Below are 17,482 nucleotides of genomic sequence, written 5' to 3'. Positions count from 1 at the left end.
GCTATCGGCTATGCTCACAAATCGGTTCCGTCAGATCTAGACCGTGGTCCGGCAAACGGGCCGGATGCTCCTGTGGGGGGCCACATTGAGTTCGCTTCATGTCCCGCTGGAGGAGTCGTTGCGTCGTCTCACCGGCACTCCGATCCGGGTACGGGCCCGGTCCGCTCGTTCCGAGTCCGTGGCGGGTGCGTCATGAGTCGCAACGTGCAGGCGGGCAACGAGACCAGCCGGGCTCCCTCCGCCCCGTCCCTGCTTCGTATCCTCCAGCCACGGCTGCTGGTTGTCGCCATCGTCGTGGTCGTCTTCGCGGCTCTGGCGGCCGCCTACTCCAAGACGCAGACGGCGACCTATCGGTCGAGTGCCCGGGTCTTCCTCTCGACGGACTCGGGTACGCTCGGCGCCAACTCGGTCGACGCGACCCGCTTCGTGCAGACCCAGGCGCAGTTCGCCCAGTCCTCGGCGGCCGTCGCGGAGATCGCGAAGGAACTCAAGCTGCCCGAGCTGGACGTCGCCGCCCGGCTCAGTACCTCGCCGTCCGACGAGGGCTACTTCTTCGTCATCAAGGGGACGGGCCCGAGCCAGCAGGCGGCGGACGCGCTGGTCAAGTCGGCCGAGGATGCCTACAGCAAGCTTTTGACGACCTATGGCCCCAACAGCCAGGCGAATATCAGCGCCATGATCAAACTTCGTGACGGGCTGGTGGCGGAGCAGGCCGCTGCGGGCCAGGGAGCCGGTATTGCCGGGAGCGTCGACAACACCGTCCGCAACACGCAGATCGCGAACCTCAACACGCAGATCGCCACCGCCCGTACCGCCTCCGCGCTGGCGAGCGCGTCGATCAAACTGGCCGAGCCACCCGTCGCCGAAGGCCAGAGCGGGCCGAACCTGTTCCGTAACACGCTGGTCGCTGCGATCGTCGGGTTGCTCGGTTCGATCGCGGCGATTTGGATCATGTATCAGCGCCGGCCCACCATCCTCGACCCGCACAACCCATCCGACACCCTGGGCGTGCCGCTGATCGCCGTCCTGGAGCCGGGACGGACCACCGCCAGCGCGGCCGAGACCCTGGTCTCGGCGATGTCCGCGGTGATGTCCCCGACGAGCAAGGTGATCGCGTTCACCCCGGCGTCGCGAGGGGACCTGACCGCCGATCTCGTCGCCTCCGTGGCCGCCGCATGGTCCGATGATCAGGGCGTCGTCCTGATCCTGGACACCTCGCCGTCGTCCGAGGTGCGGGGAGTTCTTGAGGGACTGCCCCGGGCGACCTCCGGGGAGCTGCCTCGCTGGGCGCACGAGCCGACCTGCCTGGCACGCTCGTCCGGCACCGGACGGGGGCACATCCTCTACAACCGCGTGTCGCCGGCCCGGGCCGCCCGGCCCGGTGGCCTCGCCCCGATCCTCGCCGACCGGGCGCCGGTCGTCGACCTCGTCATCCTCGTCACCTCGGCGCTGGCCGAGCTGCCGATGACCGCGGCCTCCGCCATCCAGGCCGACGCCGTCGTGGTCATCACCTCCACCGAAACCAGCCTCAAGGAGCTTGAGCAGGTGCCGCGGGACTGGCCGGCGCTCGCCGAGCGAGTCGTGGGCGTCGTGCACGACGGCCGGACCGGCATCCGCCGGGCCGTCGCGGCGGCCCCGGAGCGTCGTTCGTCGGTCGACACCATCACCTCCAATTCCCCGGTGGGGGACTCGGCCGCGGTGAGCAAGCGGGGCGGCGGCGTGGACTCGGAGGCCACCGACCGCTACGCCCGCCCCGGCAAGCGTTAGAGAGCCCGTAGCCGCGAGGGTCCGGGACCCCGAGGTTCCCTGGATTCCAGGCGTCGCAACGCCGGTATGACGAGCCGGGCGGTCAGCGTAATCTGACCGCCCGGCTCCTTCGTTGTACCGGCTTCTTGTCGCGGCTTCTTGTCGTATCTCCGGTCCCTGGGTCTGGTCCCGGCGCCCGGTCCCAGTTCCGGCCATCGCGATGGCCCTACCTGCCAAGATGAGGCGAGAGGCGAGAGGCGAGAGGCGAGAGGCGAGACGAGCACGGGCAGGGATGGCGGTATGGGCGGATGGCGCCATCCGTGCGCTGTGGTGCGTGCGGTCGCGCGCCTGCTGCGCGCTGGGTCAGATCGAGGCGAAGGACCGGCCCGGTGCGGGAGCCGGTGGGATCCGCGGTGACGGCGCTCCCGGATCCCTCTGGAGCCTGACGGTCTCCTCGGGGGTAACCGTGAACCAGGTGACGAGCAGGAGGCCGAGCCCGGTGACAACCGGGGCCAGCAGGCCTCCGGACAGCACGCTATAGAAGATCAACACCGACCCGGAGAGCACGAACGACTGCGAGCCGCGTACGAACATCGCCACCACCAGACCGATGAACGCGGTGGTCCCGACGACGCCGTACTCGAGGATCAGCTTGGGCAGGAGGGCGTAGTTCAGCGGCAGTCCGGTGCGGTAGAAGAACGCGGCCGCGTCCCGGTCGGCGAACCCGGGCCCCGAGCCGAACGCCACCGTCATCGGGTCGCTGCCGAGCGCGTCCCAGGTCCGCTGGTACGGCTGGACGAAGCGCAGGCTGCCGCTGGACGTCGATGAGGATGTCTCCGTAGCACGCGCGGCGAAGATGCTCGATGCCGGGGTGAAGCTGATGATCAGCGCCACGAGGCTCACTCCGAGCAGGGCGGTGAGCGCGAATCGGGCGCCCTTGTGAACGGCCAGCAGGACGCCTGCGCAGGCCAGCAGGAGCAGACCTGTGCCGGAAACGGTGCTCAGGATGGCCAGCACAAACATGATCATGCGCCACCAGCCGCCGTTGCGCAGTGTGCAGACCACGATACCGAAGCCGAGGAACTGTGAGCAGAATGACGCCTCGAGGCAGATGAAGGCGTTCGACTTGTACAACGACGAGCCGTACTGCACGGGGTAGGACGTGTTGAACCCATGCATCAGGAACTGCGACGGCACGATGTCCTTGACGACGTCGGTGTACGGAACGCCGACGAGCTGAATGGCGAACTGGAACAGCGCGAGACCGGCGAGTACCGTGATCATGATCAGAAAACGGTCCAGCAGCCGGGGCAGGAGAGCGCGGGCGTCCGCGCCGCGCAGGCCGAGGACGAACGGCACGTACGTCGCCAGCAGCAGCAGCAATGAGGTGAAGGACGTGTCGTCCTTCTCGCGGAGGAAGCAGACGAGTGCCGAGGCCGAACATGCCGTCATCGCGACGAGGTAGGTGGTCACCCGGCTGGAGTTGTACGTCAGACCTCCGCGGCGCAGCATCAAGGCCGCGCAGACATAGGTGATCGGCAGGATTACCTGGACCTGTGAACCGCCCACCGGGAAAGCGATCCGTTGCAGGAAGATCTCGCAGAAGAGCAGGATCGTCAGCATCCGGAAGGTGGCGTCGTTGACCGACTTCCCGCTGCCGGCCTCCTGGGTCGGGATCACCCACGACCGTGGAATCCTGGTCGTGAGCGTGGTGGTGACCACTGGTTCCCGTCCCCCCCGTTCCTGGTCAGTGGGCTCCCGGGCGCCGCGTCCGGCGACGGGGGTCCGGCGATGGAAGCCCATCCGCACGTCGGCAGGTCGGCTAGCTGGCGCTACGGGCGGACGGCGTGGGCGATTCAGTCTATCCGGGGCCCTCGTGCCGTCTCGCAAGGTGGTCTCCGTGCCGTTTCCGGAGCGCATGGTTGCGTCTCCGTCACGCCTTGCAGCCAGCTGCTGGGGGGCTCTTCGAACCCGGCACGGGCGATGAATAATAGCGGTCGTCAGGCTTGACCGCCATCGGTTCGTATCCGTGCAGATCTGGATTCCGGCGGGGCGGGGCGGACACATGCCCTCGGCCACCCGGGACCCGGACGCTACACCGCTGACCTGCTCCGCCGCGGCCGCGGAGGCCGGTTCGTCCTGGTCCTGGATCTTGCTTCCGGATCTTGGTTCCGGTCCCGGGGTTCCGGTCCCGAGTCCGGGACCGCGCCGTCGGCGGACTTCTGGGCCTCGGGGCCCGTGGGCTCTGGCGCGCCCACGGGCCCCGAGTCGTTGCGCAGCGTGAGTGCGTCAGTAGCTCTTCTTCGCCGGCCGCAGGTGCAGCTCGGTGATCTCCGCGGTGGGTGGGAGCCGGATCAGATAATTGACGAGATCGGCCACGTCGGCCGCTTGGACGAGCAGCTCGGGTGCGTACTCACGGCCTTCCCGGGCGTAGATCGCCTCCTGCCTTGGGGTCGCCGTACGGCCGAGATGGATGGTGGTCACCCGGATGCCGTCGGCGTTGATCTCCTGGCGCAGGCTGTCGGCGAACCCCCGCATGGCGTGCTGGGTGGCGGCGAACACGCTGGTGCCCGCGCCGGCCCGGATGCCCTGGGTGGAGTTGACGATGACGATGTCGGCGCCGCGGTCGGCCCCGGCGACCCGCAGCGCCGGCAGCAGCCGCTGGGTGAGCGCGTATGGTGCTCGGACGTTCGCGAGGTACTGGGCGTCGAGATCGGCCAGCGACACGGCGTCCACCCGGGCGCTTCCGTAGGCGCCGGCGCTGTGCACCAGATGATCGACGCGGCTGTAGCGGTCCGTGACCTCGGCGGTGAACGCGACGACGGCCGCGTCATCGGTCAGGTCGAGGCGCACCGGCGTCAGGGTGCCCGGACCGCTCGCCTCCTTGCCGAGGGCGTCGAGCCGGGTCTGGTCGCGCCCGAGCGCGAGGACGGTGGCTCCGCCCGAGGCCAGCCGCAGCGCGGTGGCCCGGCCGATGCCGCTCGACGCACCGGTCACCACGGCGACCCGCCCGGCGAGCGGAACCTCGTCCGCCGCCGGGTCGCCCGCGCCGGATCCGTTCGGGGCCGCCGTCATGCGTTCTGGTGGGAGAACACCAGCATCGCGTCCTCCCGCGGCGGCGCGGTGTCGTAGGTCAGGCAGATGTCCTCGGGAATCCGGCTCAGGTCGGTGCCACGCAGGTAGTCCCGCATGGTCGTGCCGGTGCACTCCGCGTCGACGTTCGGCGCTCCGACGTGGTTGACCACGTCGTCGAAGTGGACGGTGCGGAAGTCCATGCTGAACCGGGTGCGGCCGGAGTTGTTCGGCACCGAGGAGTGCAGCTGGGCCGCCGAGAAGATCATTATGCCGCCGGAGGGGGCGACCACCCGGGTCTGCGGAAAGATCTCCACCTCCTCCTCGGGCTTGGGCTGCTTGCGGGTGTCGGACTTGATGTGCTTCGCGGCGTCGGCCCGGTTCTTCGCGTTCCACTCGTAGTAGTCGTAGTCGCGGGAACCGTTCTTCACGCTCTGGGAGAAGTAGCGCGGGTGGAAGGCCATGGCGTTCTCCGGCACGATGTCGAAGATCGGCATCCACCAGTTGAGCTGGCAGAACGGTGCCGAGTACCAGGTGTCGCGGTGCGGGTGGAAGGCATAGGCGATGCCCGAGGTGAGGTAGTCGTCCGACGTCGAGGTCCGCAGCCGGGGCACGTCGAAGTAGGTCTTCGACAGGTCGCAGCCGTGCTCGGCGAGAATCGCCGGCAGCAGTTCCTTGCAGGTGGGGTGGTGGATGAACCGTGGCTTCAGCTCGGCGAGCAGGGCCGCGTAGTCCTCGACCGGCATGTGGTACTGCGCCGTCTCGGGGTCGAGATCGCCGAAGGCCTCGCGGATCAGGGTGCGGCTGAACTCGACGAACTCCCGCGTCGCGGGCCTGGGCGCGTAGACGAACAGCTCGCCGGCGTAGAGCCTCGCCCGCCGCTCGTCATCGGACAGCGTGGATTCGACCAGTACCGAACTCATTAGGTTCCCCCTCGGAACGAACATGGGTGAGAAGCAGCCGGGCCATGGCGAGTTCGTCCGGCGTGGTGACATGGATGTTCGCCGGCTCGCCGGGGACGACCACGACCAGGCCGCCGGCCGCGGCAACCATCGCCGAGTCCTCGACGGCCTCGCGGGCCTCCGCGTGCACGGAGCGCAGCAGGTCCGCCCGGAAGGCGTGCGGGGTCTGCACGAGCCGGTGAGTCTCCCGCGGCAGCGAGGCCCCGGTGACCAACCGGGGGGTGTCGTCGGGGGGGCTGCCGAGCACCGTCGAGCGGATCTCCTTGACGACCTCGGTGAGCGGGAGCCCGGGTACGGCCGCGTCGGCGCCGGCGCGGACCTCGTCGATGACCCGCTGGTACAGGGCGGGAGTCGCGAGTGGATGGGCGGCGTCGGTGACCACGATGACCCCGGCGTCCGCGGGCACGGCAGCCAGCCCCGCCCGGACGGACTCGGCCCGGGTGGCGCCGCCAGCGACCATCCGCACTCCGTCCGGCGGTGACCAGTGGCCGATCAGGGCGGCGGGGACGACCACGACGATGCCGTCACTGGCGGGCCGCGCCGCCGCGACCGGATGGGCGAGCAGGGGCTCACCCCCGAGGTCGAAGAACTGTTTCGGCCCGCCGAAACGCGTGCCGCCGCCGCCGGCCAGCACGATCGTCCAGACCGGGCCGCTGTTCCCGGTGCTCCCCGCACCGTTGGCGACGGCGACAGCGGTGTCGGTCACCGCCGGGCTCCCGCGGGCGCGGCGCTGGTGACGTCGCTGCTGGTGACGTCGCTGAGTAGATCGACGCCCGCCAGGGCATCGGCCGCCGCCGCGACGGTGTCGAACGGCAGGTCCGCGCGGTCGGCGATGTCGAGCAGGCTGCGCGTGCCGTCGGCCAGGTTCAGCACCCACAGCAGGCCCATCTCGATCGCCTGGCGGTTCATGGTGGCCCCGATGGCGCGGTACAGGCCCCGCCGGCCGAGCTGCGGCTCCCCGTACGGGGTGGTGTTGCGCCAGATGCGGTCGCGCTCGCAGATGTCGATCGTCCGCAGCAGGATCGCGAACGAGTCGGCCAGTGACTGCGGGGTCACGAAGTCGAGGTCGTCCGCGGACGTGTGGTACTGCGGATAGTCGCCGTGCTGGCCGCGCCCGAACCGGCCGACGGGCAGGTCGAAGCCAGGGGAGCAGAACTGCCGTTCGTCGTAGCCGTAGGGGGAGAAGTCGACGACCCGGTGCGGCCGCCCGGTCTCGGCGAGCGCCGCCGCCGCGGCCCGGTCGACGGCGGCGTTACCCCGCCGGCTGCGCTTGTAGGTCGGGTCCGACCGGTCGCCCAGGCCGGTCAGCACCAGCCCGTGCCGAATGCGCCCGACGGTGTCGCGGTTGCGCGCGAGCCAGGTGATCGATCCGATCGTGCCGGGGATGAACAGCAGCCGGAAGGTGTGCCGGCGGGGCAGCCCGGCCAGGGTGCGGGCCAGCAGGGTGGCCGTGGCGATGCCCGAGCAGTTGTCGTTCGCCATCGCCGGGTGGCAGGTGTGGGTCGTGATGAGGAACTCGTCGTCCGTGGTCCCGGGCAGCACGATCTCGCCGTAGGTCAGCGACCCCGCGGTGAGGGTGGTGTCGATCTCCACGTCGTACTCGCCGTCGGGCAGCGCGGCGAGCTGCCGGTCGGTCAGGCAGAAGCCCCAGTTCTCGGTGTAGTAGGAGGTCCGGTAGGGCACCCAGTCCGGGCGGTCCGGCATCGAGAACAGGTGCGGGCGCAGCTCGTCGAGGGACAGCCGGGCGCGGACCGGTGTGCTGTACCCCAGCAGGTGCAGCGGGTTGTCAGCGGCGTCGACGACGGTCTTGCCGTCCGGGCCGGTCAACCGGGCCGAGGCGACGTTCCATTCCCGGGGCACGGTCCAGTCCAGGACCGGTGTCCCGCTGGGGACCTCGTGCACCGTGAGCGCGGGCTCCGGGCCGAGCGCCCGCGCGACGGTGGCGAGCGTCGTGCGGACACCGTCCCCGGTGATGCTGCGCATGGGGGGCAGCAGGGTGGCGACCAGGTCGTGCAGCCACGTACCCGGGTCGGCGCCTGCCGTCGCCGCGTACTCGCCGGCGTCGGCGGGCTCGGAACCGTTCGGGGGGGAAGCGTTCAGGGGGGAAGCGTTCGGCTCGGGACCGCCGGAGCCGCGGGAGGAATCGCTCATCGCTGGACCCGTCCGGAACCTCAGCCGGCCCAGACACGCCAGGGCGCGGCACCGGAATCCCAGAGCTGGTTCAGCTCGGTCCAGTCGCGGAACGTGTCCATACCCATCCAGAACCCGTCGTGAGTGTGCAGGGTCAGCTCGCTGTCCCGGGCCAGCTGCTGCAGCGGGTGACGCTCCAGCAGCAGCGCCGGGTCGTCGTCGAGGTACTTGTCGATGAACTCGCGCTCGAAGACGAAGTATCCCCCGCTCACCCAGCCGGTCTGCGGCGGCTTCTCGGCGAAGAGGGTGACGGCGTTGCCGTCCGTGGTCAGCTCGCCGTAGCGACTCGACGGCCGGACGCCGGTGACCGTCCCGATCCGCCCCGACGCCAGGTGGTCGGCGAGCACCGCGCCGACATCGACGGCACCCACGCCGTCGCCGTAGGTCAGCATGAACCGCGGGCCGGTCAGGTACTGGGCGACCCGGCGCAGCCGGGCTCCGGTTCCGGTGAGTAGGCCCGTCTCGGCGAAGGTCACCTCCCACGCCTCGTCGCCCACGGTGTTGTGGAACTGGGGGGTGTGGTCGTCGGAGAGCGTGAGGGTGAAGTCGGCGACCTGCGCACGGTAGGCGAGGAAGTAGTTCTTGATCAGATCGCTCTTGTAGCCGAGGCAGAGCACGAACTTACGGAAGCCATAGTGCTCGTAGGTCTTCATGATGTGCCACAGCACCGGCTTGCCGCCGATGTCCACCAGCGGCTTGGGTAGTTTCTCGCTGGCTTCCCGCAGCCGGGTTCCCATCCCGCCGCACAGGATCACGACGGGGATGTCCGCCACGTCGGGAATCTCGCTGGTCTGGGCGATCTCGATGCTCAAGGCTGTTGCGTCTCCCGTGCTCATGCCCCGGTCCGGACGCACTCGGGGCGGATGGGCGTCAATGGCCTGGTCGTTGCGGGACCGCGACGCGCTCCGGGTGATCCGGGGCAGCCGTCCCGCGGGCCGGCTGGTCGTGACCGGTGGGGGCAGCCACCGGGCGGTCCGGCTGCGCGGGCGGCGCGTTCCCACGCGGGTGAGGACGTCGCTGCTCGCCCGCGAACGTGCGTGCGGGCGTGACCCGTGGCAACGGTACCGTATGGTCCTTTGCCGGCTGGCGGTGTCCCTACGAACCCGCGTATGCGGCATAGACCCCACAGCCCCGCGGGCCTCCCACGCGTCTGACTTCCCTGACTTCCCTGGCTCCGGGACCGGATGACGGTTTCGGTGGGTCGGGTGCGCGTGTCGAACAATTCTCTCGGAGCGGGAGGGTTGGTCTACGGATGGCTGATCGTTGCACTGCGTGATAAGCCGAGGCCGCCGAAGGTGCACTTCGTCGGTGGTTGTTACTGTTTAGCGATCACTCTCGGATTACCGAACGAGCCTCGGCTCAGGTGTCGACGGTGATGGCGGACCTCGTTGCGAGCCACCGGATCGGGGAGAGTGTCGCGCTTGGCCGCACTTTTGCACTACATGAGTAAAAATGACTTTATAGATAGAAATGTACGACTGGGGTGATGCGGGTGCGCGGGCGCTCCTGGTCGGATGACCCTCCGGCCGCTGGTCGCTGGCCGGTGGCCGGATCGCCATCCTCGGACCAGGACGGCACGGTGCATCACTCCGAGACGGACCCGCCCCGTTCGGCCGATCGGCGGCCCGCCGGTGGGAGCGCCGGCATGCCGACCCCGTCCCGGGGCGAGTGGCCGGACGCCCGGCTGCTCCCGCTGCGCCGTCGCCGAAGCGACACGACGCCGCGGATCCTCCGTTCCCCTAGCGAGGGTTCCCCCACCGAGCTGGTCCACATCCGCCGCGACGGCGCTCCTCGCGACGCGGATGGCGGCCCGGTCACAGCCCCCGGCGGGGACCGGCCGGACCCGGTGCGGGCACGTCCGGACGGCGCCACCACGACCGTGTTCCATTGGCACGGGCGGCAGGCCCCGGCCGGGAAGAGGCTGGACACGCCGGACACGAACGTTCTGGCCCGGGACGTTCTGGCCCGGGACGTGCCGGTCTGGGACGGGCCGGTGCCGGACGCGCGTGTTCGGGCGGACGGCGGCGGTGAACCTGGCCCGGGTCGTCTGTCTCGCGTCGCCGGTTGGATCGCTGCGCGCCCGGGGGGCCGAGCCGGCCGAATCCCGCGTCTCCCGCTTGTCGCGGTCTCGATCGCGGTCGTGACCGCCCTGACCGCCTGGGTTCTGGTGTCCTCCGGAGGACACCCCACGGACACGGTGGCCGGCGGCCCGACGTCCGCCCCGCAGTCGCAGCCCCCGCCGCAGTCGCCACCCGCGCGGTCGCCGAGCTCCGGCCCCTCGCCCGCACCGGGGGTCCAGCCGCCGGTCACCGTGCCCCGGGTGCAGCGGGCCGCCACGACCGGTGAGTTTCCCACGGGGGTCGCCGCGCACACGTTGGCGCAGGCGAACCGCTGGGCGGAATTCCGTGGCCGGCCCAACGACGTCGTCGTCATGTACACCGAGCGGTCCAGCTGGCGGGCGATCGTCGAGCCCTGGATCGGTCGCGGCGCCTCGACCTTCGCCGGGTTCTCCGGCACATGGGTCATCAGCCAGCCGCTCTTTCCGGACGAGGGGCCGGAGAAGGGCAACCTCGCCGACTGCGCGGCCGGCCGCTACGACGCCGAGTGGCGGCAGTTCGGCCGCTGGCTGGTGAGCATGGAGCGGGGCGACTCGTTCGTCCGGCTGGGCTGGGAGTTCAACGGGCTGTGGTTCGCGTGGGCGGCCACGGACCCGCAGCAGTGGGTGCAGTGCTTCCGTAACGCCTCATCGGCGATCAAGGCTACCAGTCCGCGGGTCCGCATCGACTGGAACCTCAACGCCCACGGCTCGACCACGTCGGTCGGCGCCTTCGATCTCTACCCGGGTGACCAGTACGTCGACGTCATCGGGGTCGACAGCTACGACCAGTACCCGCCGAGCCCGACCTACGCTGACTTCGACAACCAGTGCAACGAGACCGGCGGTCTCTGTCAGGTGATCATCTTTGCGCGGATCCATCACAAGCTGTTCTCGGTGCCGGAGTGGGGCGTGGTCAGCCAGCAGGGCACCAAGGCGGGTCGGGTCGGGGCCGCGGGTGGGGACAACCCCGTCTATATAGAGAAGATGCACGAGACGTTTGTGCGTAACGCGGACATTCTCGCCTACGAGGCGTACTTCCCCGATGCCGTGCCGAACAACGTCCGTTCCTCGTTGGTCGACCCCACCATCAATCCCGCGGCGGCGGCGATGTACCAGCGGCTCTGGGGCTGATCCCTGGGGGCTGATCCCTGCCGGGGCTGGCTCGTCCCTGTTCGCCTGGTGGCCCGGGCTGCGGGGGTGTCGCAGGACACGGTCTTGCGTGGGGCGGACAGCAGTCCTCAGCACGATGGGCACGGCGGTGAAGACGGGCATCTTAGACCCCGCGTCGTCCGCCGCGTCCGCCGCGCCCGCCACAACCAGTACCCGGTCAAGAAGCCCGGCCAGCGCGGCACCCGCCACGACGCCCCGCCCACGATCAGGCTCGCCAACCCGGTACTCCCTGGCATCGGGCGCCGGTGATCGGTGCTTACCCGGGTAGCTGCCGCCAGATTGCGCGCCAGCGGGTGTCGGACAGGGAAGCCGGATCGGCGCCCTCGGCACGGACTGTGCCCTCGACGGCGGCCAGCCGGTCCCGGAAGCGACGGGCGGTCGCCCGAAGGGCCCGCTCCGGATCGACGGAGGCCGTCCGGGCGAGCGCGACGGCGGCAAAGAGCAGATCACCGATCAGGTCGTCCCCCGCCGTGCCCGACCGGGCCAGTACGGCGGCCGTGGCGGCGATCTCGGTGACCCGATCGCCCGCGTCGGTCACACCCCACGCGGCCGTCCCGGTCAGCGCGAGATCCGCCGGGACGCCGATGCCGGCCGCCCGCTTCAGCAGCTTGGCCGCGAGGGACAACGCCGGTTGGGAGAGTGGGACACCCTCGGTCACCGAGACGCGCCCCTTCTCGACCGCCTTGATCGCGTCCCAGTTGGCGACGACGTTCGCCGGACCGTCCACGACCACGTCACCGAACACGTGCGGATGACGGCGGATCAACTTGGCCACCAGACCGGCCGCGATGTCATCGACGTCCCAGCCGTCGTCGGCGCGCTCGGCGGCGATCCGAGCGTGGAAGAGCACCTGCATCAGCACGTCGCCGAGTTCCTCGCGCAGCTCGGTGAGATCGCCGTCCTCGATCGCCTGATACGCCTCGTACGTCTCCTCGACCAGGTACGGTGCGAGCGAGGTGTGCGTCTGCTCGGCGTCCCAGGGGCAGCCGCCCGGCGACCGCAGGCGGTCCATGACCGCGACGGCGTCCAACAGGCTCGAGCCGGGCAGCTCCCTGGTGGCCACGAGGCTCGTCACTTCGACCCCGGTCACCCCGTCGACGCCGGCATCGTTGCGTTCCCCGGATCCACTCGCCTCGCCGAGGAGGCAGTCGAGGATGTTCGGCGCAAGCGGATCGGGTAGCCAGGCGACCTCGGCCGCCGCGGGATCAGGCAGGGCGGCCCGGATGAGGGTCACCGCGCCGGCCAGACCGCCGGGATCGCCGGGATCGCCGGGATCGACGATCAGGACGGTCGCACCGGCCGCCCGCAGCGCGGCGAGCTGAGGATGCGTGGGGCTCGCGGTCAGGACGGGCACCGTGCGCACGACATCCCACGCCCGGGCCGTGAGAATTCCCGGTGCCACCCGGGGGCTGGTGACGACCACGGTGATCCGCATCAACATGTCGCCGTCCGCTCAGGATCGGGTGGTCAGGTCCAGGATCGGCGTGGGCGCGGGCTTGCTGGCGATCGAGCCCTCAGCGGCGACCACGGCGAACTGCTTCGTGTCCCAGGTACCAAATCGTGGGTTTATCGAGATGGGATCCCGGGACTCGGCCTGCGCGAGTAGCGGACGCACCTTCGTCGCCCGTTTGTCCGCCACCAGGAACCGAGCCAGGTAGGGCTTGGCCTGCCGGTAGCTGAGAGGGATCTTCCCGATCTGATCGACGATGCTGTCGTACTGGGCGCGGGTGTCCGCGTCGGAGGCGAGGACACCCGGGCTGATCTTGTCCCCGAGCGCCGACTCGAACGCTCCCGAGCGGACGATCGTCGCCACGTCCTGCTGGGCGAAGCCTGCCGCGGCGGCTCGCTGCTCGAACGCCTTCACGCTGCCGAACTGCAGGATCGCGTACGCCTGGTAGTAGGACGCGATGTCCTGGCCGGTCAGCGAGATCCCCAGCCGCTTCGCCTCACCGGAGATCAATTCGAGCTGCACGAGCGTGGTCAGGGTTCGTCGCTGGAGTTCACCCCGGTTGAGACTCTGCGACGCCGACTGCGAGGTCTGCGGGATCGGTACCGTCTGCGCGGCCTTGAGCCCACGGTCGACGATGCCGCGCAGCTGGGAGGTCCCGATGGTCTGCGAACCGACCTGGGCGGCGGCCCCGGCATGGGTCGTGCACCCGGTACCGACGAGCATGAGGAGCCCGACACCGGCGAGGAGACGGGAAAGCTTCACGAGCCGAGACGGTATCCGCTCAGCGTGGCGTACGGTACGGCGCCCTACGCCAGGAGTCAGATCGAGGCCGCCGCGGCGGCGACCGAGTCGCCCGCGACCGCATGCAGGAGCTGGCCGACCCAGACGAGCAGGGCCCGGTCCCGCAATGGCCGGGAACCGATGCGCCCCGTCTCGGTCGGCGCGGGAACGAGTACGGTCCGCACCGCCGGTTTGACCACGGCGCCCCGGTAGAGCCGGGTCAGCCGGAGTGTCTGACTCTCCCGCAGCTCCAGCGGAGCGAACCGGATCTGGCGACCGGCGGTGATGATCTCCGTGACGCCGAAGCGCCGGGCAAGCACCCGCAGGCCCGCGACGGCCAGCAGGTTCTCGACCGGTTCGGGCACCGGACCGAACCGGTCCACGAGCTCGCCACGCACCTCGTCGATGTCGGCGTCCGTGGCGGCGCCGGCCAGCCGCCGGTAGGCATCCAGCCGCAGCCGCTCGCTCGGCACGTAGTCATGCGGCAGGCTCGCGTCGACCGGCAGCTCGACCTTGACCTCCGGGGGCTCCTCGACCCCCTCCCTGCGGTACTCGGCCACCGCTTCGCCGACCATCCGCACGTACATGTCGAACCCGACCGAGGCGATGTGCCCGGACTGCTCGCCGCCGAGCAGGTTGCCCGCTCCCCGGATCTCCAGGTCCTTCATGGCCACGGCCATTCCGGCACCAAGGTCGTTGTGCTGGGCGATCGTGGCGAGCCGGTCGTGGGCGGTCTCGGTCAGCGGCTTGTCCGGCGGGTAGAGGAAGTAGGCGTACGCCCGGTCCCGGCCCCGCCCGACCCGGCCGCGCAGCTGGTGCAGCTGGGACAGGCCGAACACGTCGGCCCGCTCGACGATGAGGGTGTTGGCGTTGGAGATGTCCAGGCCCGACTCCACGATCGTCGTGCAGACCAGCACGTCGAACTTCTTCTCCCAGAAGGAGACCATGACCTGCTCAAGCGCGTCCTCGTGCAGCTGGCCGTGGGCGGTGGCGATCCGCGCCTCGGGAACCAGATCGCGCAGCCGGGCGGCGGCCCGGTCGATCGTCTCCACCCGGTTGTGGATGAAGAAGACCTGCCCCTCGCGCAGCAGCTCCCGGCGGATCGCCGCGGCCACCTGACGGGCGTCGTAGGCGGCGACCGAGGTCAGCACCGGGTGCCGCTCCTCGGGCGGAGTGTCGATGGTCGACAGCTCCCGGATGCCGGTGATCGACATCTCCAGCGTGCGGGGGATCGGTGTGGCGCTCATCGTGAGCACGTCCACCGCCGTGCGCATCTTCTTGAGCTGCTCCTTGTGCTCGACACCGAAGCGCTGCTCCTCGTCGACGATCACCAGGCCGAGATCCTTGAAGCGGTTCTCCCCGGACAGCAGCCGGTGGGTGCCGATGACCACGTCGACACTGCCGGTAGCGAGCCCCTCCTGCACCGCCTTGTGTTCGGCGGGCGAGTTGAACCGGCTCATCGCCTTCACCACCACCGGGAATGCGGCGTAACGCTCGGAGAAGGTCTGGAAGTGCTGCTGGACCAGCAGCGTCGTGGGCACCAGCACCGCGACCTGCTTGCCGTCCTGCACCGCCTTGAACGCGGCCCGCACCGCGATCTCGGTCTTGCCGTAGCCGACGTCGCCGCAGATTACCCGGTCCATCGGGACCGGCTTCTCCATGTCGGCCTTGACCTCGTCGATGGCGGCGAGCTGATCGGGTGTCTCTCGGAACGGGAAGGCGTCCTCCAGCTCACGCTGCCAGGGACTGTCGGGAGCGAAGGCATGCCCGGGAGCAGCCATCCGGGCGCTGTAGAGCCGGATCAGCTCACCGGCGATCTCCTTGACGGCCCTGCGGGCCCGACTCTTGCGCTTGGCCCAGTCGGCGCCGCCGATGCGGTCCAGGCTCGGCGCGTCACCCCCGACATACCGGGTGATCTGTTCAAGCTGGTCGGTCGGCACATACAGTCGGTCGCCCCGGGCGTACTCCAGCAGAAGATACTCCCGCTTGGCGCCCGCGACGGTCCTGGTGACCATCTCGACGTAGCGGCCGACGCCGTGCGCGTCGTGGACCACCATGTCCCCGGGGAGCAGGGCGAGCGGATCGATGCCCTTGCGCCGCCGGCTCGGCATGCGCCGCATGTCCTTCGTGCTCACCCCGCGGGCACCCGCGATGTCGCTTTCAGTAAGAACGGCGAGGCGCAAAGTATCGCTGGTGAAGCCGGTGGCGAGCCGACCGCAGGTGACTATGGCGACGCCCGGAGTGAGCGTGGCCTCCTCGGCGAGGCCGGCGCCCAGGTCGGCGTCGCGCAGCATCTCCACCAGGCGCTGCGCCGGACCGTGCCCCTCGGTGACCAGCAGCACTCGCCAGGACTCGGCGAGCCAGCCCTTGACGTCGGCGATGACCGCCGCGGTGTCCCCGTGGTAGATCGGCGCGGGCCGGAGGCTGGCGACCACCGTGTTGTCGCCGTAGTTGTCGCCGTAGTTGTCGCCGTACTCGGTCCCGTCGTAGGCGGCGCCCGTCAGCCCGGTGCCCGCCGGTTCCCGGTCGCTGCCTGCCGGGGTCGACATGAAGGGAGTGACCGACCACCACGGCAGGCCGAGATCCTCCGCACGCTCGCGGACCTCGATGATCGATCGGTAGGCGGCCGCGCCGAGATCGATCGGCGCGCCGCCACCCAGCGCCGCGACGCTCCACGACGCGTCGAGGAACTCCTGGCTCGTGCGCACCAGTTCGCTCGCCCGCGAACGGACCCGTTCGGGATCGCAGACCAGCACGTGGGTGCCGGCCGGCAGATCGTCCAGGAGTAGTGACATGGCGTCGACGAGTACCGGGGCGAGCGCCTCCATCCCCTCCACGGGGATGCCGTCGGCGATCTTGTCGAGCAGGTCCAGCAGCTCCGGGTGGCGCGTCGCGAGGTCCGCGGCCCGCGCCCGCACCTGCGCGGTCAGTAGCAGTTCGCTGCACGGCGGCGCGAACAGGACACGGCCACCACCGGTCGCGCCATCATCCTCCGGTAGCGCCCGCTGGTCCGCCACGGAGAACCGGCGGATGTCCTCGACTTCATCGCCGAAGAACTCGACCCGCAGCGGATGTTCCTCGGTGGGCGGGAAGACGTCGAGGATGCCGCCGCGCACGGCGATCTCGCCGCGCCGCTCGACCAGGTCCACCCGGTGATAAGCGATGTCCACCAGCCGCGTCACCACGCCGTCGAGGTCGGCCGTATCGCCCTCGGCGAGGGTGACCGGTGCGAGCTCGCCGAGCCCGGCCACCTGGGGTTGCAACACCGCACGGATCGACGCGACCACGATCCGCAGTGGCGGCCGACCGGTGCTCGCCGGATGCGCGAGCCGGCGCAGCACGGCGAGGCGCTGCCCGACCGTGTCAGCCCGGGGGGACAGCCGCTCGTGGGGCAGGGTCTCCCAGCTCGGGAAGACCGTGACCACATCGGGACCGAGCAGGCTGCCGAGCGCCGACGCCAGATCCTCGGCCTCCCGGCCGGTAGCCACGACAGCGAGGACCGGCCGGTCGGCCCCGACCGCCAGGGCCGCGGCGGCGAAGGGCCGCAACGCCGCGGGACCAGCGAGGTCGAGGACCGGTTCACCGACCGCGCCGATCGCCCGGCCCAGGGCAGGGTCCCCGCCGGGACGGGCGATCAGCGCGTCGAGCAACGGCGCGAGGGTCATGGGGTGCGTCCCTGTGCCTCTCGGTTGGTTGGGATCCGATGGTTGGGATCCGACGACGTGACACGGCGAGGCCGATCCGGCCCTGATCTACCGTCCGGCCCGGCCCCGCTCCACACGACGCTTCCGCCCGGCGATGCCCCGGTCCGCAGGCGCCGGCAGCGGGTCAACCTCGATACCCAATCGATCTTGATGCCGAGCCGACCTTAATACGGGTCAACCTTGATACCGGATCGACCTCGATCGGCTCAGCCCTGTCGGCACAGACGATATGTCCAGCCTACGACAACCTTCCCACCCGCCCCGGCAACCCACCCTCCTCCCGTTCGGACCGGCGCCATGTTCGTCGGGG

At 70.2% G+C, this 17,482-nt stretch carries 11 protein-coding genes; 2 read left to right on the top strand and 9 right to left on the bottom strand.

Going from position 1 to position 17,482, the window contains the following annotated elements:
• Window positions 1–192: 192 nt before the first annotated feature.
• A complete protein-coding gene (locus FRANCCI3_RS19860) occupies window positions 193–1,767 on the top strand; it encodes a Wzz/FepE/Etk N-terminal domain-containing protein (RefSeq protein WP_011438310.1) in 1,575 nt (524 codons plus the stop codon).
• A 342-nt stretch (window positions 1,768–2,109) separates the two neighbouring features.
• On the opposite strand, the gene FRANCCI3_RS19855 is transcribed toward FRANCCI3_RS19860, so the two are convergent.
• From FRANCCI3_RS19855 to FRANCCI3_RS19830, 6 genes are all read right to left on the bottom strand, one after another.
• Window positions 2,110–3,666, bottom strand: coding sequence for a hypothetical protein (locus tag FRANCCI3_RS19855; RefSeq protein ID WP_011438309.1), 1,557 nt, complete (start codon window positions 3,664–3,666; stop codon window positions 2,110–2,112).
• 369 nt (window positions 3,667–4,035) lie between these two features.
• A complete protein-coding gene (locus tag FRANCCI3_RS19850; RefSeq protein ID WP_011438308.1) occupies window positions 4,036–4,821 on the bottom strand; it encodes an SDR family oxidoreductase in 786 nt (261 codons plus the stop codon).
• A complete protein-coding gene (locus FRANCCI3_RS19845; RefSeq protein WP_011438307.1) occupies window positions 4,818–5,741 on the bottom strand; it encodes a hypothetical protein in 924 nt (307 codons plus the stop codon). The genes FRANCCI3_RS19850 and FRANCCI3_RS19845 overlap by 4 nt, the downstream gene beginning before the upstream one ends.
• Window positions 5,704–6,486 (bottom strand): IspD/TarI family cytidylyltransferase, encoded by a 783-nt coding sequence (locus FRANCCI3_RS19840; protein ID WP_011438306.1) that lies wholly within the window; start codon window positions 6,484–6,486, stop codon window positions 5,704–5,706. The genes FRANCCI3_RS19845 and FRANCCI3_RS19840 overlap by 38 nt, the downstream gene beginning before the upstream one ends.
• Window positions 6,483–7,931 carry a DUF4910 domain-containing protein gene (locus tag FRANCCI3_RS19835; RefSeq protein WP_011438305.1) on the bottom strand — a complete coding sequence of 483 codons (1,449 nt, stop codon included), beginning with the start codon at window positions 7,929–7,931 and terminating at the stop codon, window positions 6,483–6,485. Before FRANCCI3_RS19835 ends, FRANCCI3_RS19840 begins: the two co-directional genes overlap by 4 nt.
• 20 nt (window positions 7,932–7,951) lie before the next feature.
• Window positions 7,952–8,806 (bottom strand): sugar phosphate nucleotidyltransferase, encoded by an 855-nt coding sequence (locus FRANCCI3_RS19830; RefSeq protein WP_011438304.1) that lies wholly within the window; start codon window positions 8,804–8,806, stop codon window positions 7,952–7,954.
• Window positions 8,807–9,615: 809 nt separating this feature from the next.
• Here FRANCCI3_RS19830 and FRANCCI3_RS19825 point away from each other — a divergent pair.
• Window positions 9,616–11,199, top strand: a complete 1,584-nt coding sequence (locus FRANCCI3_RS19825; RefSeq protein ID WP_023840071.1) for a glycoside hydrolase family 26 protein — start codon at window positions 9,616–9,618, stop codon at window positions 11,197–11,199.
• 295 nt (window positions 11,200–11,494) lie between these two features.
• Here the strand turns inward: FRANCCI3_RS19825 and mazG are convergent, their stop codons facing one another.
• From mazG to mfd, 3 genes are read right to left on the bottom strand one after another with little or no spacing between them, the layout of a single operon-like run.
• On the bottom strand, window positions 11,495–12,679 hold the full coding sequence (gene mazG, locus FRANCCI3_RS19820) for a nucleoside triphosphate pyrophosphohydrolase (protein ID WP_011438302.1): 1,185 nt from the start codon (window positions 12,677–12,679) through the stop codon (window positions 11,495–11,497).
• 12 nt (window positions 12,680–12,691) lie between these two features.
• Complete coding sequence (locus tag FRANCCI3_RS19815; protein WP_023840073.1) at window positions 12,692–13,450, bottom strand: SurA N-terminal domain-containing protein; 759 nt, start codon at window positions 13,448–13,450, stop codon at window positions 12,692–12,694.
• A gap of 56 nt (window positions 13,451–13,506) precedes the next feature.
• Entirely contained in the window at window positions 13,507–17,133 is a 3,627-nt protein-coding gene (mfd, locus tag FRANCCI3_RS19810; RefSeq protein WP_011438300.1) for a transcription-repair coupling factor, read from the bottom strand.
• Window positions 17,134–17,482: the final 349 nt, after the last annotated feature.

The sequence above is a fragment of the Frankia casuarinae genome, assembly GCF_000013345.1.
Lineage (GTDB): Bacteria > Actinomycetota > Actinomycetes > Frankiales > Frankiaceae > Frankia > Frankia casuarinae.
This window is presented reverse-complemented; position numbering and strand designations above follow the sequence as displayed.